Origin of the sequence: Pseudomonas macauensis (genome assembly GCF_047902425.1) — a bacterium.
GTDB lineage: Bacteria > Pseudomonadota > Gammaproteobacteria > Pseudomonadales > Pseudomonadaceae > Pseudomonas.
On sequence record NZ_CP138377.1, the window covers coordinates 1,476,997 to 1,496,290 of the forward strand.

Annotated in this window: 18 protein-coding genes; 9 read left to right on the top strand and 9 right to left on the bottom strand. The window is 63.5% G+C overall.

What is annotated here, in order from left to right; all coding sequences use genetic code 11:
• Positions 1–103: 103 nt before the first annotated feature.
• From SD196_RS06980 to SD196_RS06990, 3 genes are all read right to left on the bottom strand, one after another.
• On the bottom strand, positions 104–2,644 hold the full coding sequence (locus SD196_RS06980) for a penicillin acylase family protein (RefSeq protein WP_416311217.1): 2,541 nt from the start codon (positions 2,642–2,644) through the stop codon (positions 104–106).
• A gap of 191 nt (positions 2,645–2,835) precedes the next feature.
• On the bottom strand, positions 2,836–3,036 hold the full coding sequence (locus SD196_RS06985) for an SEC-C metal-binding domain-containing protein (protein ID WP_331316394.1): 201 nt from the start codon (positions 3,034–3,036) through the stop codon (positions 2,836–2,838).
• A gap of 8 nt (positions 3,037–3,044) precedes the next feature.
• Positions 3,045–3,530, bottom strand: a complete 486-nt coding sequence (locus SD196_RS06990) for an LEA type 2 family protein (protein ID WP_275610636.1) — start codon at positions 3,528–3,530, stop codon at positions 3,045–3,047.
• 122 nt (positions 3,531–3,652) lie between these two features.
• Here SD196_RS06990 and SD196_RS06995 point away from each other — a divergent pair, with 122 nt between their 5' ends.
• Positions 3,653–4,186 carry a hypothetical protein gene (locus SD196_RS06995; RefSeq protein ID WP_275610637.1) on the top strand — a complete coding sequence of 178 codons (534 nt, stop codon included), beginning with the start codon at positions 3,653–3,655 and terminating at the stop codon, positions 4,184–4,186.
• Here SD196_RS06995 and SD196_RS07000 read toward each other — a convergent pair whose 3' ends face one another.
• The 5 genes from SD196_RS07000 to SD196_RS07020 all read right to left on the bottom strand — a co-directional run bounded on the left by SD196_RS07000 (position 4,187) and on the right by SD196_RS07020 (position 9,046).
• Entirely contained in the window at positions 4,187–4,813 is a 627-nt protein-coding gene (locus SD196_RS07000; protein WP_152221280.1) for a trimeric intracellular cation channel family protein, read from the bottom strand.
• Between the two features lie 165 nt (positions 4,814–4,978).
• Positions 4,979–5,452, bottom strand: coding sequence for a YchJ family protein (locus SD196_RS07005; protein WP_275610638.1), 474 nt, complete (start codon positions 5,450–5,452; stop codon positions 4,979–4,981).
• A 343-nt stretch (positions 5,453–5,795) separates the two neighbouring features.
• Positions 5,796–6,257 (bottom strand): Lrp/AsnC family transcriptional regulator, encoded by a 462-nt coding sequence (locus tag SD196_RS07010; RefSeq protein WP_331316386.1) that lies wholly within the window; start codon positions 6,255–6,257, stop codon positions 5,796–5,798.
• A gap of 183 nt (positions 6,258–6,440) precedes the next feature.
• Positions 6,441–7,937: an amino acid permease gene (locus SD196_RS07015; RefSeq protein ID WP_275610640.1), complete on the bottom strand. Its 1,497-nt coding sequence runs from the start codon at positions 7,935–7,937 to the stop codon at positions 6,441–6,443.
• Between the two features lie 620 nt (positions 7,938–8,557).
• Positions 8,558–9,046 carry a DUF6231 family protein gene (locus SD196_RS07020; protein ID WP_275610641.1) on the bottom strand — a complete coding sequence of 163 codons (489 nt, stop codon included), beginning with the start codon at positions 9,044–9,046 and terminating at the stop codon, positions 8,558–8,560.
• Between the two features lie 141 nt (positions 9,047–9,187).
• On the opposite strand from SD196_RS07020, the gene SD196_RS07025 reads away from it, so the two are divergent.
• The 3 genes from SD196_RS07025 (at position 9,188) to SD196_RS07035 (ending at position 10,986) form a co-directional block, all read left to right on the top strand.
• Positions 9,188–9,820, top strand: a complete 633-nt coding sequence (locus SD196_RS07025; protein ID WP_275610642.1) for an OmpA family protein — start codon at positions 9,188–9,190, stop codon at positions 9,818–9,820.
• Positions 9,821–9,941: 121 nt separating this feature from the next.
• On the top strand, positions 9,942–10,229 hold the full coding sequence (locus SD196_RS07030) for a DUF1145 domain-containing protein (RefSeq protein ID WP_275610643.1): 288 nt from the start codon (positions 9,942–9,944) through the stop codon (positions 10,227–10,229).
• Complete coding sequence (locus SD196_RS07035; RefSeq protein ID WP_343574242.1) at positions 10,222–10,986, top strand: collagen-like protein; 765 nt, start codon at positions 10,222–10,224, stop codon at positions 10,984–10,986. The genes SD196_RS07030 and SD196_RS07035 overlap by 8 nt, the downstream gene beginning before the upstream one ends.
• 51 nt (positions 10,987–11,037) lie before the next feature.
• Here the strand turns inward: SD196_RS07035 and SD196_RS07040 are convergent, their stop codons facing one another.
• Positions 11,038–11,502: a CopD family protein gene (locus SD196_RS07040; RefSeq protein ID WP_343574240.1), complete on the bottom strand. Its 465-nt coding sequence runs from the start codon at positions 11,500–11,502 to the stop codon at positions 11,038–11,040.
• A gap of 122 nt (positions 11,503–11,624) precedes the next feature.
• Between SD196_RS07040 and dinG the strand changes: the two genes are divergently transcribed.
• From dinG to pdxH, 5 genes are all read left to right on the top strand, one after another.
• Positions 11,625–13,769, top strand: coding sequence for an ATP-dependent DNA helicase DinG (gene dinG / locus SD196_RS07045; RefSeq protein WP_343574238.1), 2,145 nt, complete (start codon positions 11,625–11,627; stop codon positions 13,767–13,769).
• Positions 13,770–13,851: 82 nt separating this feature from the next.
• Complete coding sequence (locus tag SD196_RS07050) at positions 13,852–16,128, top strand: beta-galactosidase (protein WP_343574236.1); 2,277 nt, start codon at positions 13,852–13,854, stop codon at positions 16,126–16,128.
• Positions 16,129–16,240: 112 nt separating this feature from the next.
• A complete protein-coding gene (locus SD196_RS07055) occupies positions 16,241–17,386 on the top strand; it encodes a serine hydrolase domain-containing protein (protein WP_275610647.1) in 1,146 nt (381 codons plus the stop codon).
• 228 nt (positions 17,387–17,614) lie between these two features.
• Entirely contained in the window at positions 17,615–18,391 is a 777-nt protein-coding gene (locus SD196_RS07060; protein WP_343574233.1) for an OmpA family protein, read from the top strand.
• Positions 18,392–18,501: 110 nt separating this feature from the next.
• Positions 18,502–19,149 carry a pyridoxamine 5'-phosphate oxidase gene (pdxH, locus tag SD196_RS07065; RefSeq protein WP_343574230.1) on the top strand — a complete coding sequence of 216 codons (648 nt, stop codon included), beginning with the start codon at positions 18,502–18,504 and terminating at the stop codon, positions 19,147–19,149.
• Positions 19,150–19,294: the final 145 nt, after the last annotated feature.

Here is a 19,294-nt window from a genome sequence, read left to right on the forward strand (position 1 = left end):
GAAAGGCACCCGAAGGTGCCTGAAAATGATCATGGAGTAAGTCGACTGTTCTGATTCCTGGGTGGGATACAAGTTCCCGACCCCGGAGAAATTTTTCAGCCGATTACTTGCCCGGTACCAGTGTCAGACGCTTCACACCGTAGACCTTGTCCAGGTTCTGCGACTGGAAGGGGAAGCTCATGTAGTTGCCCTTCAGCCAGGCATCGATGCCGTCGGCGTAGTGCGGGCTGGCCGGATTGCCGGACTGGCCGCTGCTGTTGAGGCCCATCATCGGCTCGCTCTGGCCGAAGTCGACGACGATGCGCATGGCCGGGATCAGCCAGGTGTCGAAGTCCTGGCCCCAGTGGTAGGCGGCGACGTTCAGCGTGGTGTGGTCGCCGCCGGCTGGGTAGGGGCCACGGTCCAGGTAGCCCTTGATCGCACCCAGGCTGGCGCGCTCGCTGGCGCTCAGGTTCGGCGCCATCTTGGTGCTGTCGCTGACCCACTCGTAGGTGTGCAGCTTGCCCCACTGCCAGGCGCGGCGGTCGCTGCCCATCTTCTGTTCGCAGAAGGTCGTGGCGGCGGCCAGGCTGCGGGCGAGGATCGCCGGCTTGTCTTCCTTCTGCGGGGTGCGGGTGTCATCCCAGAACGAACTGTCGTCGCGGCCCAGCAGGTGGTCGGCCTGGGCCGAATAGGACAGGTTGGCGTTCTCCACGAAGGCCTTCCAGGAGGGGCTGTCTTCCGGGCCGAGTTCGTCGAGGAAGATTTGCTTGCTGCTTTCCTGCAGGAAGGCTTCGTACAGGGCCGCATCCGAGGATGTCGCGGCCAGCTTGCCGTCGAACGCCATGATGCGGTCGAGCGCTTCGCGGGCGCGGGCTCGCTGGTCATCGGGCAGCGCGTCGATGGCCTTCTTCAGCGGCTGCGCCATGCCCGGTGCGTCCAGCATCGACTGCAGCTTGCCGGCGAAGGGCGTGGTCTGGTCGTACTGCATGGCGATCATGCTGCGGTAGTCGTGGCTCTTGCTGGCGCCGGCGAGCTGGGCGATGCGCTCGTAGCGCTCCGGGTAGTACCAGGAGCTGGACAGCTGGGCGCCGTAACCGGGCTGCACGCTGCGGTGGTTGGCGGTGCCCAGCCAGCCTTGCATCGGGTCCTGGTCGGACGGATGCAGGATCGGATCGGCGTAGCCGTCCCAGTCGTAGCGGCCGTCCCAGCCGGGGGAGGGCAGCAGGCCGCGACCTTCCTTGCGGTTGGGGAAGCGCCCGGTGACCTGCCAGCCAATGTGCTTCTCGTCGGCGAACAGGATGTTCAGCGCCATCGCGCGGACGTCGCGGGTGGCGTCGAATGCCTGCTCGACGCTCTTGGCGCGGGACAGGTCGAAGAAGGCATCGAGGGTGCGGTCGGACTCGCCCTGGATGCTCTGGTAGGCGATGCCATAGCCGCTGGACAGCGGCAGCGGTTGCAGGTCGTGCTTGCGCTCGCCCAGGGCGCTGTTGAGCAGCGGGCCGTGGCGGGTCTCGTAGATGGTCTCGCGGACCGGGCTCTGGCCCTTGATGAAGAAGGTCTCGTTGCGCTCGATGGCCGGCTTCCACTGGCCGTCGGCGAGGTAGTAGAGCTTGCTGCCCTGACGCTTCACCTGTTCCAGGAAGAGGTCCTGGTTGTCGCCCATGACCATGGTCATGCCCCAGGCCAGCTTGCCGTTGAAGCCAGCCACCACGCCCGGTACGCCGGCGATGGAAACACCGGCGGCGCTGAATTTTGGCGAGCGGATCTGCACGTAGTTCCACACCGAGGGCATGGACAACGGCAGGTGGGTGTCGTTGGCCAGGAGGCTCTTGCCGCTGCGGCTGCGCTGCGGGGCGATGGCCCAGTTGTTGGAGGCGGCAACGCCCATCATCTGTAGTGCGGCGACCTGGCCGGCGGCGCGGTCCAGGGCGTCGAGGCCGGCGATTTTCCCTTCCAGGCGCAGGCCCTTGAGCTTCTCGGCCTCTTCGAAGGGCAGCGGCTCGTCGGGATAGATCGGCGTCAGCCAGGGCAGTTTGTCGGCACCGACCTTCTGCGCCAGTACCAGGGAGGCGATTTCTTCCTGCAGGTTCACCGCCAGGCCGAAGTTCAGCAGGCTGAAGACCAGCGCGGAGTCTTCCGGCTTCCAGTACTCAGGACGGTAGCCGGACTCGGCCAGGTCCATCGGCAGCTTGTCGCGGTAGCGGAACAGGTAGGCGTTGACGCCGCGCGCGTAGGTCTCGAAGAAGCGCTTGATGCGCGGCGAGGAGCCGGCATAAAGGGCATCGGCGGCTTTCTTCAGGTTCACCGTGCGCATGAAACGGTCGGTTTCCAGCGCGCCGGGGCCGACCATTTCCGACAGGCGCCCCTGGGCCATCAGACGCAGGCCGACCATCTGGCTGATGCGGTCGCTGGCGTGCACATAGCCCAGGGTGAACAGCGCGTCGTGGAAGTTGCTGCTCTCGATCAGCGGCATCCCTAAGCTGTTGCGGCGGATCGATACGTTGTCCGCCAGGCCCTTGATCGGCTGCACGCCGCTGGTCGGCGTCACGCTGTCGGCGTAGTGGTCGTTCAGCCAGCTCTGGCAGCCGGCGAGGCTGACGGCGGCGCCGAGGGTGGCGGCAAGGCCGAAGCTGGGAAGCCGGCGGAAGGCTCGCGGGGCCATGAAGGGCGTGCTCCTGCACAAAAGGGTCGCGGGAAAGGCGCTACGTTAGTGAGCTGGCGATGGGCGCGCAAGCCACGCACGGCGGGATTTGCGGCGGCCGACATTTAGTTGAGGCGGACAGAGGAAAAGTTGGAGCGGACAGCAGAAGGCCCGCGCTGGGCGGGCCTTCTACGGGAGCGTCAAAGCGCGCTTCAGGCGCCGTGGCACTTCTTGAACTTGTTGCCGCTGCCGCAGGGGCATGGATCGTTGCGGCCCACGTCCTTGAGCGGGTTGCGCACCGGCTCGTGGCTGTGGTTGCAGTGCGGGCCGTGCACGTGACCGTGATCATGGTGGTGGCCATGATCGTGGTCGTGGTTGCAGTTCGGACCGTGTACGTGGGGTTCCTGGCTCATGGTGAAGCTCACTCGGGGATGAAATCGCCGGGAATTATCTCGCCATTACGGGCAATGTGCACGCTCTGTCCGAACAGCAGGCCAGTCTTCACCTCGCCGTCGAGGCGGTAGCGGATCGGCTTGTCGGGATCTTCCAGCAGCTTGACGATGTACTTCATGTGCCGCCAGAGGTTGGTGGTCACCGGGACTTCGAAGGTCTCGTGGCCGTTGGCCGGCACTGTGAACCAGTTATTCGACTCGCCTTCGGCCAGGTCGATATCGTTCAGCTTGACCTTGTAGGCCAGGCCGCGAACCGGAAGGCTGAAATCATTCGGGTTGTCGATGCGGAAATGCAGGATGAATTCCTGCTCCAGCAGGCGGGCTTTCACCACGTCGACCTTCTGCAGCTTCACGTCGGGCTGCTGGAAGTCGCCAGCCATCCAGCCGCAGCCGGAAACGAGGCTGACCAGCCAGAACAGGCTGAGAATTCTTATCATTTGCGCCTGATAATTCATGTCTATCCCCCAGGATGCCCCAGTGTACCAAGCACCTGCTCGGCTGCAAGTTGTTGTTAGGTTAAAAAAAGCTGCACCATACTGGCCAAATGTAACCGGCGGGTTAACACAGGAGAGTGAAGATGAGCCGCTATGAGATCGCCTTTTCCGGGCGGACCGTACCGGGTGCCCAGCTCGACGGCGTGAAGGCCAACCTGGCCCGGCTGTTCCAGGCCGATGCGCAGCGCATCGAGCTGCTGTTCTCCGGCCGGCGCATGGTGATCAAGAACAACCTGGATGCGGAGGCGGCGGAGAAGTACCGCAGCGTGATCGAGCGCGCCGGCGCCATCGTCGAGGTGGTGGACATGGACGCGCCGATCGAGGAGATCGAGCTGGCGCCGCCGCCGGCTGCCGACCCTCAGCAGCCTGCAGCGCCGGGGCGCCTGCAGGTTGCGCCGCGTGACGGGTACATGGCGGCGTTCGCCGATGTCGAGGCGCTGGACTTCGGTCTCGCGCCGGTGGGCGCCGACCTGCAGGACGACAAGCCCGAAGTCCCGGCGCCGAGCGTGGACCTCAGCCAGTTCAGCCTGGCGCCGGTCGGCAGCGACATGGGCCAGGCCAAGGCGGAGCCGGCAGGTCCCGCACCGGACACCAGCCATCTCAAGCTGGCGGACTGATCAGTCGCCCTGCTGCGGATCGTCCTTGTAGACGAACTTGGGCATTTCCCAGCGGAAGCGGATCGCCAGCATGCGGAACAGGAAGCCGGCGAACAGGGTGATCAGCATGGCCTGCTCCTTGGGCAGGTCGATCTGCAGGCAGATCAGGTAGCACCAGGCACTGGCGAAGGAGACGCTGGCGTACAGCTCGCGGCGGAAGATCAGCGGCACGTCGTTGCAGAAGATGTCCCGCAGGATGCCGCCGAAGACCCCGGTGATCACGCCGCTGACCGCGGCGATCAGCAGGCTGTGGCCCATCTCCAGGCTGACCTGGCAGCCGATCAGGGTGAAGGCCACCAGGCCCACGGCGTCCAGCGCGAGGAACAGTGAGCGCAGGTGGCGCATCAGCGGGGCGATGAATACGGTGACCAGCGCTGCGGCTGCGGTGAGTGCCAGGTACTCCGGATGACGCACCCAGGTCAGCGGGTAGTGGCCCAGCAGCATGTCGCGCACCGAGCCGCCGCCCAGGGCGGTGACGCAGGCCACCAGCACCACGCCGAACAGGTCCATGCTGCGGCGGCCGGCGGAAAGCGCGCCGGTCATGGCTTCGGCGGTGATAGCGATGATGTAGAGAACGGTCAGCAGCATGGCAAGGTCCGGCAGGGGAAACCGGTGCGGCGAACGGCCGCCGCCCCGAAAAAGGCGCGGATTCTAGCCGAGACGCCTGCCGGCCCCAAGTAGGGAGCCTTCACACCTTAGTCGGGGCCGGGCATCGGGCGCACATCCGCGAACGGCCGCACGCCCTGCGCTTCATCATTCGATCCAGGGGCCACAGCATTTCTTCAGCTTGCCGCCGGCGCCACAGGGGCAGGGATCGTTGCGCCCCAGCTTCATTGGCACGGTTGGATCGAGGAAGTACCAGCGGCCCTCGCGCTGGACGAAGCCCGAGCACTCGCGGTGGCTATGCTCGCCGTTGCTGTCGTGCCAGCGGGCGACGAAGGTGACCCGCGCGTGCTCGGGCTGACCGCCGAGCACCTCATGGCTCTCCACCTCCAGGCCGAGCCAGGTGCTGCCCAGGCTCCAGGCGCGAATGGCGTCCAGGTCCAGGCCCTGCTGCTGGGCCGGCAGGGTGGTGTCGCGCAGGTAATCCACCAGGCCCAGCGCATAGGCGCTGTAGCGCGAGCGCATCAGGGCTTCGGCGGTGGGGGCGGCAACGCCGGCATGGAAGCGTCCGCAGCACTCGGTCAGCGGACGGCCGCTACCGCAGGGGCAGGTCGGTTCGATCATGGTCACCACCAGTACTTGCCGAAGTTTTCCGGGTTGGCCCAGAACTGGGACACAGGTGGCTGCAGGCCAAGCGTAGCGGGCTTCATGGCGGTCCTCAAAGTGTTCTGGCGACACGAAGGTTACACCATTGGTGCCGGTTCGCGAGGAGCTCAAGGGACCCGGAGGGCCGTCCGGGGTAATTCATCCCGTGTGAGCTTTCGAGATCGCTTCGCGATGGGAGCGCTGTAGCCAGAAGTGTCGATGGAACCAGTCCGCAAGGCATGGCCGGCAGAATATGGTCAGAAGCAGTTGTATTGGTAAGGGGGCGGTTTTGTAAAGCTATTTACAATTCCGAAGAAGCAGATCAAAGAGGATGTCCGCGATCAATTTTACTGCTAAGGATAATGGAAGTGGTGGTCTTTGCAACGCCTTCTAGACTTCCAATTTGATCTAAAATTTGATCAAGGCGCTCAGGCGAGTTTGAACGTAACCAGGCAACATAGTCGAACTCGCCGCTAACAGCACACAGTTGTTCTACCTCTGACATTGCACTTAGTCGCTTTACGACATCCTTTCCTGATCGCGAGTGGACGGTGATCCCGACGTAAGCTTGTAAACCACCATCCAGCAACTGCTGCCCTAGGCGAACTCCATATCCAGTGATGATTTTGGCACTTTCAAGTTTGGATAGTCGCGAGTTAACAGTTGTGCGGGCGATGCCTAGATTTCGGGCAAGGACAGCCACGGTTTCACGGGCATTTATCTTCAGGGCTGCAATGAGCTGAAGATCAATCTCATCAAGGGTGGCCGGACGCAATTCGGACATGGGCAGTCAATCTCATGTTTGAAGAATACACGGGTATGTATTGTTTTTGCCGGTTACGTTTGATTGTTGAGTCTATATAGAAATATTGGTGTGCTGCGCAGTGGATGTTGAATTGCTGTCTGGGCGCTGCTGCGATCAGGTGACACAGCGCCCAGGTTTTCGTCAGTATTGGCGCTTGGCAATCTAGCGATGGCTTAGCTGTAGATGTGCTTGTAAGGGTAGGGGTTCGTCTATCCGATTTCCCTCTATATCCATTTCATTATAACTTACCAGTCGAGTGCCGTGCTTGATTCGATAACCAATCCAGACTGCAAGGAATAGCGGGAGGCTAACATAGGTTGCTACGAGACCACTCCAGTCGATATGCTCGCCGATGAATGCGCTATAATTTTGGCCAAGAACAATTATCATGCAGAGGCTAAAGGCAAACAGCGGGCCAAATGGGAAGAGAGTGGCTCGGTAAGGCAGTTCTTCTAAGCGTCCTCCTTGAGCAAGGAAGCCTTTTCGAAAGCGATAATGAGAGACGGCAATCCCCAACCATGCAATGAATCCGCACATGCCCGAAGTGTTGAGTAGTGCGTTATATATGAATTTGTCGCCAAATACGGAAGTCAGGAAGCACAGTGCGCCGATCAATGTGGTTGCATAAAGTGCATTGCGCGGCACCCCGTTGCGCGAGATTTTAGAGAAAATCTTAGGCGCTTTACCCTGCTCGGCAAGACTATGGAGCATGCGGGTGGATGCATACATCCCTGAGTTACCTGCCGAGAGAATGGCGGTTAGGATGACGGCGTTCATCAGCGCAGCCGCTGATGCAAAACCGGCACGTTCGAAAAGCAATGTGAATGGGGAGACGCTAATATCTGTTGTTTCGTTGCGTAATAGACTTGGGTCAGTGTATGGAATCATTGCTCCAATCACAAAGATTGCAAGAATATAGAATAACGTGATGCGCCAGAATACTTGGCGGACAGCAATAGGTACGTTTTTACTGGGATTTTTGGATTCTGCTGCCGCAACGCCTACGATTTCCGTGCCTTGAAACGAGAAGCCGGCAATCATTACAACTCCAACCAAGGCTTGGAATCCGCCTGCGAACGGTGCGTCGCCAGTTGTGAAGTTTTTAAATCCGGGTGATTCTATTCCGTGCATCAATCCAAAAATAGTGGCTAATCCTATGATGATGAATACGATTACCACTAAGACTTTAATCAATGCGAACCAGAACTCGCTTTCACCAAAGCAACGTACTGAGACGAAATTTAGCAAGAATATTATTGCCAGGAAAGCGCCGCTCCAATAAATTCCTGGAGTGTCGGGGAACCAGAACTCCATAACTAGCTGGGCGGCTACAAGTTCGGCGGCGATAGTCACGGCCCAGTTAAACCAATAGTTCCAGCCTAGTGCAAATCCGAAGCCGCTCTCAACAAATTTGCTTCCGTAAGTGCTAAATGAGCCGGCGACAGGCATGTACGCGGCCATTTCGCCAAGACTGGTCATCAGGAAGTAAACCATTACCCCGATCAGTGCGTATGCTAGGAGTGTTCCCCCGGGACCCGAACTGGCAATGGAAGCGCCTGTTGCTACAAATAGCCCAGTGCCAATTGAGCCACCTATGGCGATCATGTTTAGGTGGCGTGTTGATAGTGTTCGTTTCAGGGTGTTTTCTGGTGTGCTCATTTTCCCGTCTCCTGCTTCAGGTAGTCAGGATCGGGTTTTGGTTTAATACTTAACTTTGGTGTGGTCATTATTAAACTTCATTTTTGGATTTATTATAATTCCGCCTGTGCCGGGAAGGCGGCGGGTGCATGTAAGGCAATGAGCTATTTAGGCTACCGCTGGCATGCAGTACACCATCAAATTAGGCTCACCTAATGAATTCTAAAATTGGTAGGGTTCATAAAGAAGACGCAATATGCAGCGTTTTGACGCGATTTTCGTCATTTTGATGATGGCGTTGATCATAATGACAAGGTTTCCCTGGTCGCGTAGCCATATCCAGGCTCCACGATAAGGCCCATCACGAGGTGCCATGAGCAGTCAGCGTTACTCCGAAGATGACCTTGGAGAACGGCATTGCGGTCGGCCTATTGGTGGAGCGGAGGGAGAGCGTGAAGCTGCGCGAGGTGCAGCCCGAGGGCGGGCCGTGAGGTAGTAGATTCCTGAGCGGCGGTAGTGCCAAACCGACAGTCTTTGCCGGGGCTGGTGACAGTGTTGGTTACAGGCTGGTGACCCTTGGCCCTGCCCGGGCATGGCGTTGAGGTCGGTCATTGTGAGGTAAGCCCTTGATGTTCATGGGTTTACCACCAGTACTTGCCGAAGTTTTCCGGGTTGGCCCAGAACTTGGCATTGAGCCAGTCCGGGACCTGCTTGTATTCGTGCAGATCGTAGGTGAACAGGGTGAGCACCTGCGAGTCGCGCTGGAAGCGTTCGCTGGCCTGCATGGCCAGCGCATAGAAGTCGGTGTCCTGTGCCTGCGCGGCGTCGAGGTCGACCAGCACGGCGACCTTGCTGCTGTTGAGGTTGCGGATGCCCCCCACCAACTGCTGCGCCTCGCGCCGTGGCAGATGCTCCAGGCAGTCGGCGAGCAGTGCCAGGTCATAACGCTGCGCGGCGATGTCCGCCGGCAGCGTGCCGGCGGGGGCGTGAAACAGTTCGCAATCCGGATGCGCCGCGCAGAAGGCGTCCACCGCCGGGATCTGGCTGGCGCCCACCAGCAGAAGACGCTGCGGTGCGTAGCGGTCGAGCAGGGCGGCAAGGGCTTGTTGCGGCGTGCGTGATGAGATCATGGGGTTTCGTCGAAGGCGATGATGAATGGACGAAGACTAGCGTGTGACACCCCCGTGGCCTAGTGCTGGCGCATTCTGCGAGTGCCGTCTTTACTCCGTAAGTGTCGGTCAAGACCCGATCATTAGAGGAGAGTTGAATTTATGAGTATCACAAGGACCGCCTTACCCCTGCTGCTGGTCAGCACGTTGCTTACCGGTTGCGCAGGATTGCAGAAGTCCGATTGGCCTACGTGCGCCGTGGTTGGCGGTGTCGGCGGTGCTGGCCTGGGTTCCATTGAAAGCAGCACCTGGGCTGGCTGGGGCGCCCTGATCGGTGGTGTGCTGGGGGCTTCCTATTGCTGGGTGCATGGTGCAGAGGAACAAGTGGCGGAGGTTCCGCCGCCCGCTCCGGCTCCTGAGCCCGCTCCGGCTCCGTTGCCCAAGGAAGAGACCATTGTCGTGCGCGATCTGCACTTCGCCTTCGACTCGTCGAAAGTCGATGCGCAGGACAAGGACAAGCTCAACGAAATCGCTTCCCGCCTGAAGGGCGAAGCGGCCACCACCGAGCTGAACATCGCAGGTCACACCGACAGCGTCGGCAGCGATGCGTACAACCAGAAACTGTCTGAGCGCCGCGCCCACGCGGTAGCCAACTATCTGGTGGATGCAGGCGTTCCGGCCAGCAGCATCAAGTCGGTCGAAGGCTATGGCGAGAGCCAGCCGGTCGCTGACAACAAGACCAAGGAAGGCCGTGCCGAGAACCGCCGTGTAGAGATCAAGATCACCCGTCAATGATCCAGGCGTGATGAAGTACTCAAAGGGGGCCATTTGGCCCCCTTTGTCATAGTGGCCTGCCACTGGCATCGACCCCGGCAGCGGAGTATGTTCCCCGGCAAGGAAAAAATGGGGGCATTTCATGAAAGCGTTGTTGGGCCTGGGCAAGCTGATTGCCCTGTTGTTCTGGCTGGCGGTGCTGGCCAATCTGATCCAGCCCTTTGCACATCCCTTCAGCTCGCTGCTCAATGTGGCCGGCGCGCTGATTCTGCTGATCCACATCATCGAGGTCATGGCGCTACGCAATCGCCTGCGCGGCCGTCCGCATCCGGGGATGGATCGTCTGCAGATACTGCTGTTCGGCGTATTCCACTTCGCTACTTTGCCGCAGCCGGCATCCGCGAAAGTAGAAGGAGATACTCATGCGTAAGTCGTTGCTGGGCCTGGCGCTGTTCGCGCCGCTGGTGTGCTCGGCTGCCGGAAACGTCTCGGTCCAGGCCAACACTGTGCTGCGTCTGCCGGTGAAGGGCGACAGCCTGAGCCTGGATCGCATCAGCGTCGGCGCGGAGGGCGCGCTGCTGATCCCATCGCAGGTGAAGGTGCTGAAGATCGGCGAGCTGGACCTGGCGAAGAATGCGCGCCTGGGTGTGTTCCCCGGCGGCGATACGCTGCAGATCGAGGTACAGCACGGCAACCTGGCCGATGGCAGTGTGATCGCCGCACAGGGTAGCTCGGGCAGCTTCGAGAAGCCGGCCAGCGGTGGCCGTAACCTGGTACTGCGTCTGCAGGATGTGCAGGTGGAAAACCTGCTGATCGACGTCCGTGGAGGTGTCGGCGCGCCGGGTTATGACGGCCTGGACGGCGGCAGTGCACAGACCTCCGGTTGCCTGTGGGGCAGCGGCCGGCCTGCCGGTGACGGCCAGAATGGCGCCAATGGCCGTTCCGGTGCGGCCGGCGGCGTGGTGCGCCTGGAAGTGCCGGAGCAGTTCGACGTCACGCGGGTAAAAGTGCGTCTGGAAGGTGGCGCGGGCGGGGCGGGTGGCAAACCTGGCAAGGCAGGTCCGCGCAGTAGCGAGAAGGGTTGCTGGTTCTATTCGGTTTCCGGCGAGGGACCAGGCTCGGATGGCAAGGCTGGGGCAGAGGGGCAGGCGGGGCGCGAAGGTCACCTGGAAGTACAGCGTTTCTGATCCGTCGTTCTTGAGTAAAGGCCCGCCCGGCAACCGGGCGGGCCTTTTTATTTACCAGTGCGGGCGCGCGGCGACGAACGCCACCAGCGCCATGCCGATCAGCAGGTTGAGGCCCACGGTCTTGCGGATCTTGCCCAGAGCGGCACCGCCGGCCGGCCAGTCCTGGGCTTCCACCGCGCGGCGCAGCTCCGGCAACTGCAAGGCCTGGATGCGCAGGAACAGTGCGAGCATCGCGACATACAGTCCCATCATCACCTGCACATAGCGCGGCGCGCCGGCCATACCGTTGAAGCTCAGGTGCAGCATGCCCACGCCTGTCACTGGCAGCAGGATCACCGCGGCCCACACCCAGCGGAAGAAGCGCGGGAACACCTCCAGCCACAGCTTCAGCCTTGCCGACGGCTCCAGCGCGGCGACGGCGGCCGGGCGCAGCACCATCCAGGCGAAGAACATGCCGCCGACCCAGACCAGGGCGGCCAGGACGTGCAGGGCATAGACGGGGGCAAAGGGTGTCATTCGGACGATCTCCGCTGGCGGTTGTGGTCAGTCGCGCTATCATAGCCGCCGATTCGAACCACTGAAAATTTATCCAGCATCCGGATGTGTCCACAAGGGCGCCGCCGGGGCCCGGGAAGTCCATGCTCAGCACTGAACTCAAGGCCACGATCCAGGGCGCCTACTCGCGCTTCCTCGAGGCCAAGGAACTCAAGCCGCGTTACGGCCAGCGCCTGATGATCGCCGAAGTGGCCAAGGTCCTCGGCACCATCTCCAGCGACGAGGAAGGCCATCGCCTGGGCGACGCCGCCGTGGTCGCCGTGGAAGCCGGCACTGGCACCGGCAAGACCGTCGCCTACAGCCTGGCCGCCATCGCCTGCGCCAAGGCCGCCGGCAAGCGCCTGGTCGTCGCCACCGCCACCGTCGCCCTGCAGGAGCAGATCGTCCACAAGGACCTGCCCGACCTGCTGCGCAACTCTGGCCTGTCGTTCAGCTTTGCCCTGGCCAAGGGGCGCGGGCGCTACATGTGCCTGTCCAAGCTCGACCATCTGCTGCAGGAAGGCCAGGCGCAGAGCGCCACCGCCCAGCTGTTCGAGGAGGAAGGCTTCCGCATCGACGTGGACGAGACGTCGAGCAAGCTGTTCAACCAGATGATCGAGCGCCTGGCCGGCAACCGCTGGGACGGTGACCGCGACTCCTGGCCCGAGGCCATCGAGGACGCGCACTGGTCGCAGGTCACTACCGACCACAGCCAGTGCACCAACCGTCATTGCCCGAACTTCCAGCAGTGCGCCTTCTACAAGGCGCGCGAAGGCATGACCAAGGTCGACGTGATCGTCACCAACCATGACCTGGTGCTGGCGGACCTGGCCCTGGGCGGTGGGGCGATCCTGCCGGACCCGCGCGACACCATTTATGTGTTCGACGAAGGCCATCACCTGCCGGACAAGGCCATCGGCCACTTCGCCCACTTCACCCGCCTGCGCGCCACCGCCGACTGGCTGGCCCAGGTGGACAAGAACCTCACCAAGCTGCTGGCGCAGAACCCGCTGCCGGGCGACCTCGGCCGCCTGATCGAGCAGGTGCCGGAGCTGGCCCGCGAACTGCGTACGCACCAGCAGTTCATGTTCACCGCCTGCGAGGAGATCGGCGATTTCCGCGCCGGCGAGGACATGGAAGGCCGCGAGCGGCCGCGCCATCGCTTCGAGGGTGGGGTGATCCCCGAGCACATCCGCGAGATGGGCATCGAACTGAAGAAGGGCTTCTCCAAGCTCACCGACCTTTTCACCCGCCTCACCGAATTGCTCAAGGAGGCAATGGACGGGGAGGGCAGCATTGGCATCGCCAGCTACCAGGCCGAAGAGTGGTACCCGCTGTTCGGCAGCCTGCTGTCCCGCGCCCAGGGCAACTGGGAGCTGTGGACCGCCTTCACCTGCGAGGACCCGGAAGACAGCCCGCCCATGGCGCGCTGGCTGACCCTGGCCGAGAGCGGCACGTTCTATGACATCGAGGCCAACGCCAGCCCGATCCTTGCCGCTGAGACCTTGCGCCGCAACCTGTGGAACGTCGCCTACGGCGTGCTGGTGACTTCGGCGACCCTGACCGCGCTGGGCACCTTCGACCGCTACCGCATGCGCGCCGGCCTGCCGCGCTCGGCGGTCACCGCGGTAGTGCCGAGCCCGTTCCACCACGCTGATGCCGGCGTGCTGCGGGTACCCGACCTCAAGGCCGACCCGCGCGACGCTGCCGCCCATACCGCCGCGATCATCCGCGAGTTGCCGGCGATGGTCGAAGGCTCGCGCGGGTCGCTGATCCTTTTCGCCTCGCGCAAGCAGATGCAGGAAGTCTTCGACGGTCTCGAGCGTGACTGGCGCAAGCGCGTGCTGATCCAGGGCAACCTGTCCAAGCAGGAGACCCTGAACAAACACCGATCCCGCGTCGACGACGGCGAGCCGAGCGTACTGTTCGGCTTGGCCAGCTTCGCCGAGGGCGTGGATTTGCCGGGCGCCTACTGTGAGCACGTGGTGATCGCCAAGATTCCCTTCGCCGTGCCGGACGACCCGGTGGAAGCGGCGTTGTCGGAATGGATCGAGGCGCGTGGCGGTAATCCCTTCATGGAAATCGCCGTGCCCGACGCTTCGCTGCGCCTGGTCCAGGCCTGCGGCCGCCTGCTGCGTACCGAGCAGGATCGCGGCACCATCACGCTGCTCGACCGCCGCGTGGTGACGCAACGCTACGGCAAGGCCATCCTTAATGCGCTGCCCCCGTTCCGCCGCGAAATCGCCTGAGTCGTGTGCGGGAGCGTAATCCCGCACTTGCTGTCAAACGAGCGCCCGCCGTCCGGCGGGCGAGTTTCAAGGACAAGTAAAGATGACCTCGATGCGTTGGCACCTGCCACTGCTGCTCAGTCTGGCGATTGCCAGTGCCCCGGCCTGGGCGGCCGGCGGCAATGAAACCCTGTTCAACTTCGTAAAACCCATGGCCGTGGTCACGGTCACCACGCAGAGCGCCGACCTGCCCAGCGCCACGGCTGAAGCCACGCCCGAGGGCGAGATCCTGCGCCGGGTGAATTTCAACCCGGCGCCACAGCCGACCCTGAGCTTGGCGCCGTCCAGCGGCAGCTGGGACTGGTCCCAGGCCGACAGCGTGAGCCTGCGCATCCAGAACGCGATGGACTGGGCCATCACCCTGGAAGTGGCGATCGAAGGTGTCGCCGGCGCACCGGGTCTGCACGCCAGCATCGCGCTGCCGCCCGGCCCCGCGCAGACCCTGCTGATCCCGCTGCGGGCCACCGCGCCGGAAGACTTCGGCATGCGCGCCGGTGTGCCCATGCCCGTCACCCAGGACGGCCAGCGCCTGCTGCTGGCCAGCAAGGTGACCGGTGAACTGAACCGCAGCCAGGTCGGCGCCGTAAAGCTGTACCTGAATTCGCCCAAGGCGGCACAGGACATCCTGCTGGGCCGCTTCGGCACCAACGCCGACGGTGACCAGTGGCGCAAGGCCTATACCGGCATCGTCGATGGCTTCGGCCAGGCCAGCCGTGGCGACTGGCCGGAGAAGGTGAAAAGCGTCGAACAGCTCGCCAGCGCCTGGAAGGCCGAAGGCGAGCAACTGAAGAAGCAGCAGCCGGCGGCGGGACGCGATGCCTTTGGCGGCCTGCTGGACGGCCCGGCCTTCGAAGGCACCGGGTTCTTCCGCACCGAGAAGCGCAACGGCCGCTGGTGGCTGGTCACGCCCGAGGGGCATTCCTTCTGGTCCCTGGGCGTCAACGCGGTGAATGCCGACAGCAGCCAGACCTATGTCGAAGGCCGCGAATACATGTTCGCCAGCCTGCCCAAGGAGGGCGACCCGCTGGCCGCCTTCTACGGCCAGAGCGACGACCGCAGCGGTGTCGGCGCCCAGCAGGGGCGCGCCTTCGGCAATGGCCGCTGGTATGACTTCTATGCCGCCAACCGCTTCCGCGCCGATGGCGGACTGACCGGCGATGCCGCAGCCGCCGCCTGGCGCGAACGCACCCTGCAGCGCCTCGGCGCCTGGGGCTTCAACTCCCTGGGCGACTGGAGCGATCCGGCCTTCGCGGAAGAGCCACGCCTGCCGTACAGCGTGCCGCTGTCGATCAGCGGAGACTACGCCACCGTCAGCACCGGCTACGACTGGTGGGGCGCCATGCCCGACCCCTTCGACCCGCGTTTCGCCATGGCCGCCGAGCGCGCCATCGCCATCGCCGCCCGCGACCATCGCGAGGACGCCTGGCTGCTCGGCTACTACGCCGACAACGAACTGGCCTGGGCCGGACGCGGCGACGATGAGCAGTCGCACTACGCGCTGGCCTTCGGCGCGCTGAAGCTGTCCACCGACAGCCCGGCCAAGCGCGCCTTCATCAAGCAGCTGAAGGACAAGTACAAGGATCACGAGGCGCTTGCCGAAGCCTGGGGCGTTCCCATCGCCGCCTGGGAGGACCTCGACGCGCCCGGCTACCAGGCGCCGCAGCCGAGCGCCGCGCACCTGGCCATCGCCCAGGACTACAGCGCCTTCCTGCGCCTGTATGCCGACCAGTACTTCAAGACCCTCAAGGACGCGCTGAAGTGGCACGCGCCGAACCACCTGCTGCTCGGCCCGCGCTTCGCCGTCAGCACACCGGAGGCGCTGGCGTCCTGCGCGCAGTACTGCGACTTGCTCAGCTTCAACCTCTATGTGCCGCTGCCGCACCAGGGGTACGACGCCGCCTACCTGAACAGCCTGGACAAGCCGGTGCTGATCACCGAGTTCCACTTCGGCTCCCGTGATCGCGGGCCGTTCTGGGGCGGGGTGGCTGAGGTGTACAACGAGCAGCAACGCGGCGAAGCCTACCAGCGCTTCCTCGCCGAGGCGGTGAAGGCCCCGAACGTGGTCGGCGCGCACTGGTTCCAGTACCTCGACCAGCCGGTGACCGGCCGCCTGCTCGACGGCGAGAATGGCCACATCGGCCTGGTCGGCATCACCGATCTGCCCTTCACCGGCTTCGTCGACGCCGTGCGCAAGGCCAACCAGCAGGCGCTCAAGGCCATCGACGAGCAGGCCCGCGCGGCGGCGAAGGCCGCGCCGGAACCCAAGCCCACACCGGTGAACGACAGCGGCGCCGACGAGGAGCAGGCCGACAGCCAATGACTCGGCATTCGTAAGGCCAATACCCGCCTTTAGCGGGGTTCACAGGGGCGGAGGGCACTGGAAGAATGGTGCCTCCGCCCCTTCGTTTTCGTCCCGCCCACTGGAGATTCCGATGACCCTGCACGGCCATTGCGACCACCGCTTCACCCCTGTTGCCGATGCCTTCAGCGCCCTGTTCGAAGACCCTCAGGAGCGCGGTGCGGCGCTGTGCATCCAGGTTGGCGGCGAGACGCTGGTCGATCTGTGGGCCGGCAGCGCGGGCAAGGAGCCTGGCCAGGACTGGCAGGCCGATACCCTGCTCAACCTGTTCTCCTGCACCAAGACCTTTGCGGCCGTTGCCGCCTTGCAACTGGTGGGGGAGGGCAAGCTGGAACTCGACGCCCCGGTGGCGCGCTACTGGCCGGAGTTTGCCCAGGCTGGCAAGCAGGCCATCACCGTGCGCCAACTGCTCTGCCACCGTGCCGGCCTGCCGGCGATCCGCGAGCAACTGGCGCCGGAAGCGCTCTACGACTGGTCGACCATGACCGCCGCGCTGGCGGCCGAAACACCCTGGTGGACGCCGGGCGCCGAGCACGGCTACGCCCCGATCACCTACGGCTGGCTGGTGGGGGAGGTGATCCGCCGCGTCGATGGTCGCGAGCCGGGAACCGCCATCGTCGCGCGCACGGCCGAACCGCTCGGTCTCGATTTCCATATCGGCCTGGATGACGCCGAATTCCACCGAGTGGCGCACATCGCCCGTGGCAAGGGCAACCTGGGCGATGCCGCCGCCCAGCGCCTGCTCAAGACCATGATGACCGAGCCGACGGCGCTCTCCACTCGCGCCTTCACCAATCCGCCGTCGGTGCTGACCAGCACCAACAAGCCCGAGTGGCGACGCATGCAGCAGCCGGCGGCGAATGGCCATGGCAACGCGCGCTCGCTGGCCGGTTTCTACAGCGGACTGCTGCAGGGCAAGCTGCTGGACGAGACGCTGCTGGCTGAGCTCACCCGCGAACACGCGGAGGGTGAAGATCGAACCTTGTTGACTTGCACTCGCTTCGGCCTGGGCACCATGCTTGACCAGCCGGACGTGGCCAACGCCACCTACGGCCTGGGTGCACGCGCCTTCGGTCATCCGGGGGCCGGCGGCTCCATCGGATTCGCCGACCCCGAGCGCGAACTGGCCTTTGGCTTCGTCACCAACACCCTCGGCCCCTATGTGCTGATGGATCCGCGCGCACAGCGCCTGGCGCGCATCGTCGGCGAATGCCTGTAGCGACGGACGGGAGGAACCTTCCTCCCGTTGCGCCTTCGAAGGGTCGTCCGCAAACGTGACGGTCATCTCATTAGCGTGGACATGCACCGCTCGTCAGTTGGAGCTTAAAATCTCGTTCCAACTGAGTAAGTTATGATCAATTCCTAAGCTGATGGTTGAAGTCAGGGCGCCACTTTTTGCCTGTCGCGCCCAGGCCTCGCTTCGTGTCCCGACTGATGGTACCGCCCCATGAAAGTGCTGAAGATCTCCATGCTCGCCCTCTGCATCGGCCTCTCGGCTTGCAGTCAGTTCCAGTCCAAGGACAAGGACAGCACCGCCGCCGCGCCCACTGCAGGTAGCAGCCATTACTGGTGGCCCTTCGGCGCCGAGAGCGAGGCGACTGCCGTAGCTCCGGCGGTAGAGAAAAAGCCCGCCGAGGCGCCGAAGGTTGCCGCCGTTGGCAACAAGCAGCAGCCCGGCGGCCACTGGTGGTGGCCGTTCGGCGCTGAGGCTGGCCAGACCGCTGGCGACACCGGCGCGAAGGTGCAGGACCAGCAGGTCAGCAAGGAATGGCTGGACCAGCATGAGCAGGCTCTGCGTACCGCCGTGGCTGGCAGCAAGTTCACCGTCGAGCGGCGCGAGAATGCGCTGGTGCTGATCGCACCGGTGGACAGCTCGTTCAACCCCAAGCGTCCTGAGCTGCTGCTGCCGATCACCCTCGGCCCGCTGGGCAACGTGGCGAAGATGTTGCAGAACGACCCGGAAAGCGGCGTGCTGGTACTGGGCCACAGCGACAGCTCGGGCGACAAGGCGCTCAACGACAAGGTCAGCCTGCAGCGCGCCCAAGCGGTGTCGTCGATCTTCCGCCTGAGCGGCCTGGGCGCCGACCGCCTGCGCCTGAAGGGCGTCGGTTCCAGCCTGCCGCGTGCCGATAACGGCAGCGCCGAGGGGCGCGCGCAGAATCGTCGCGTCGAAGTGCTTCTGACCCAGCGCACCAGCCTGCTGGCGTTGGCGCAGAAGAACTGATCCCTACCGCGCGAAAGCGGCATTCCGGGCGGAATGTCGCTTGTCGTGGATCAAGCGCGAAGGCGCAACTCTGGATAAGCTTAGGGCCTTCGTTCTGAAGGAGACTTCCGATGGCTCAGACCCTGGCCGATATGCGCCGCGAATACACCCGTGACGGACTGAATGAATCCCAGGCTCCTGATGAGCCTTTCAGTCTCTTCCACCAGTGGTTCGAGGAGGCCGTGAAGACCGAGCAACTGCCGGTCGAACCCAATGCGATGATGCTCGCCACCGTGGATGCCCAGGGCCAGCCACATTGCCGGGTGCTCCTGCTCAAGGGCCTGGATGAGCGCGGCTTCACCTTCTTCAGCAACTATGAAAGCGCCAAGGGGCAGCAACTGGGTGAGAACCCGCGTGCGGCCATGACCTTCTTCTGGCCGGCCCTGGAGCGCCAGGTGCGCATCGAGGGACAGGTCGAGAAGGTGTCCAGCGAAGAGTCCGCTGCCTATTACCGGGTGCGCCCGCTGGGTAGTCGCCTTGGCGCCTGGGCTTCGCCGCAGAGCCGGGTGATCGATGGGCGCGGCGAGCTGGAGCAGTTGCTTGCGGAAACCGAAAGGCGCTTCGCCGATTCCGCGCCGACATGCCCGGAGTTCTGGGGTGGCTACCGTCTGCTGCCGAGCCGTATCGAGTTCTGGCAGGGGCGGCCGAGCCGCCTGCACGACCGCCTCAACTTCCGCGTCGAGAACGGTGCCTGGGTACGTGAGCGCCTCGCTCCCTGACTTGCCACGCTTGACCGTTACGACGATGCGTTTTTCGTAGGAGCGAGCTTGCTCGCGAAGCAGCTCGCTGTGGGGCTGTTCGCGAGCAAGCTCGCTCCTACAGGCCAGTCGTCTTTCGTGCGGTGTAGGATGCCTTCATCCTTCC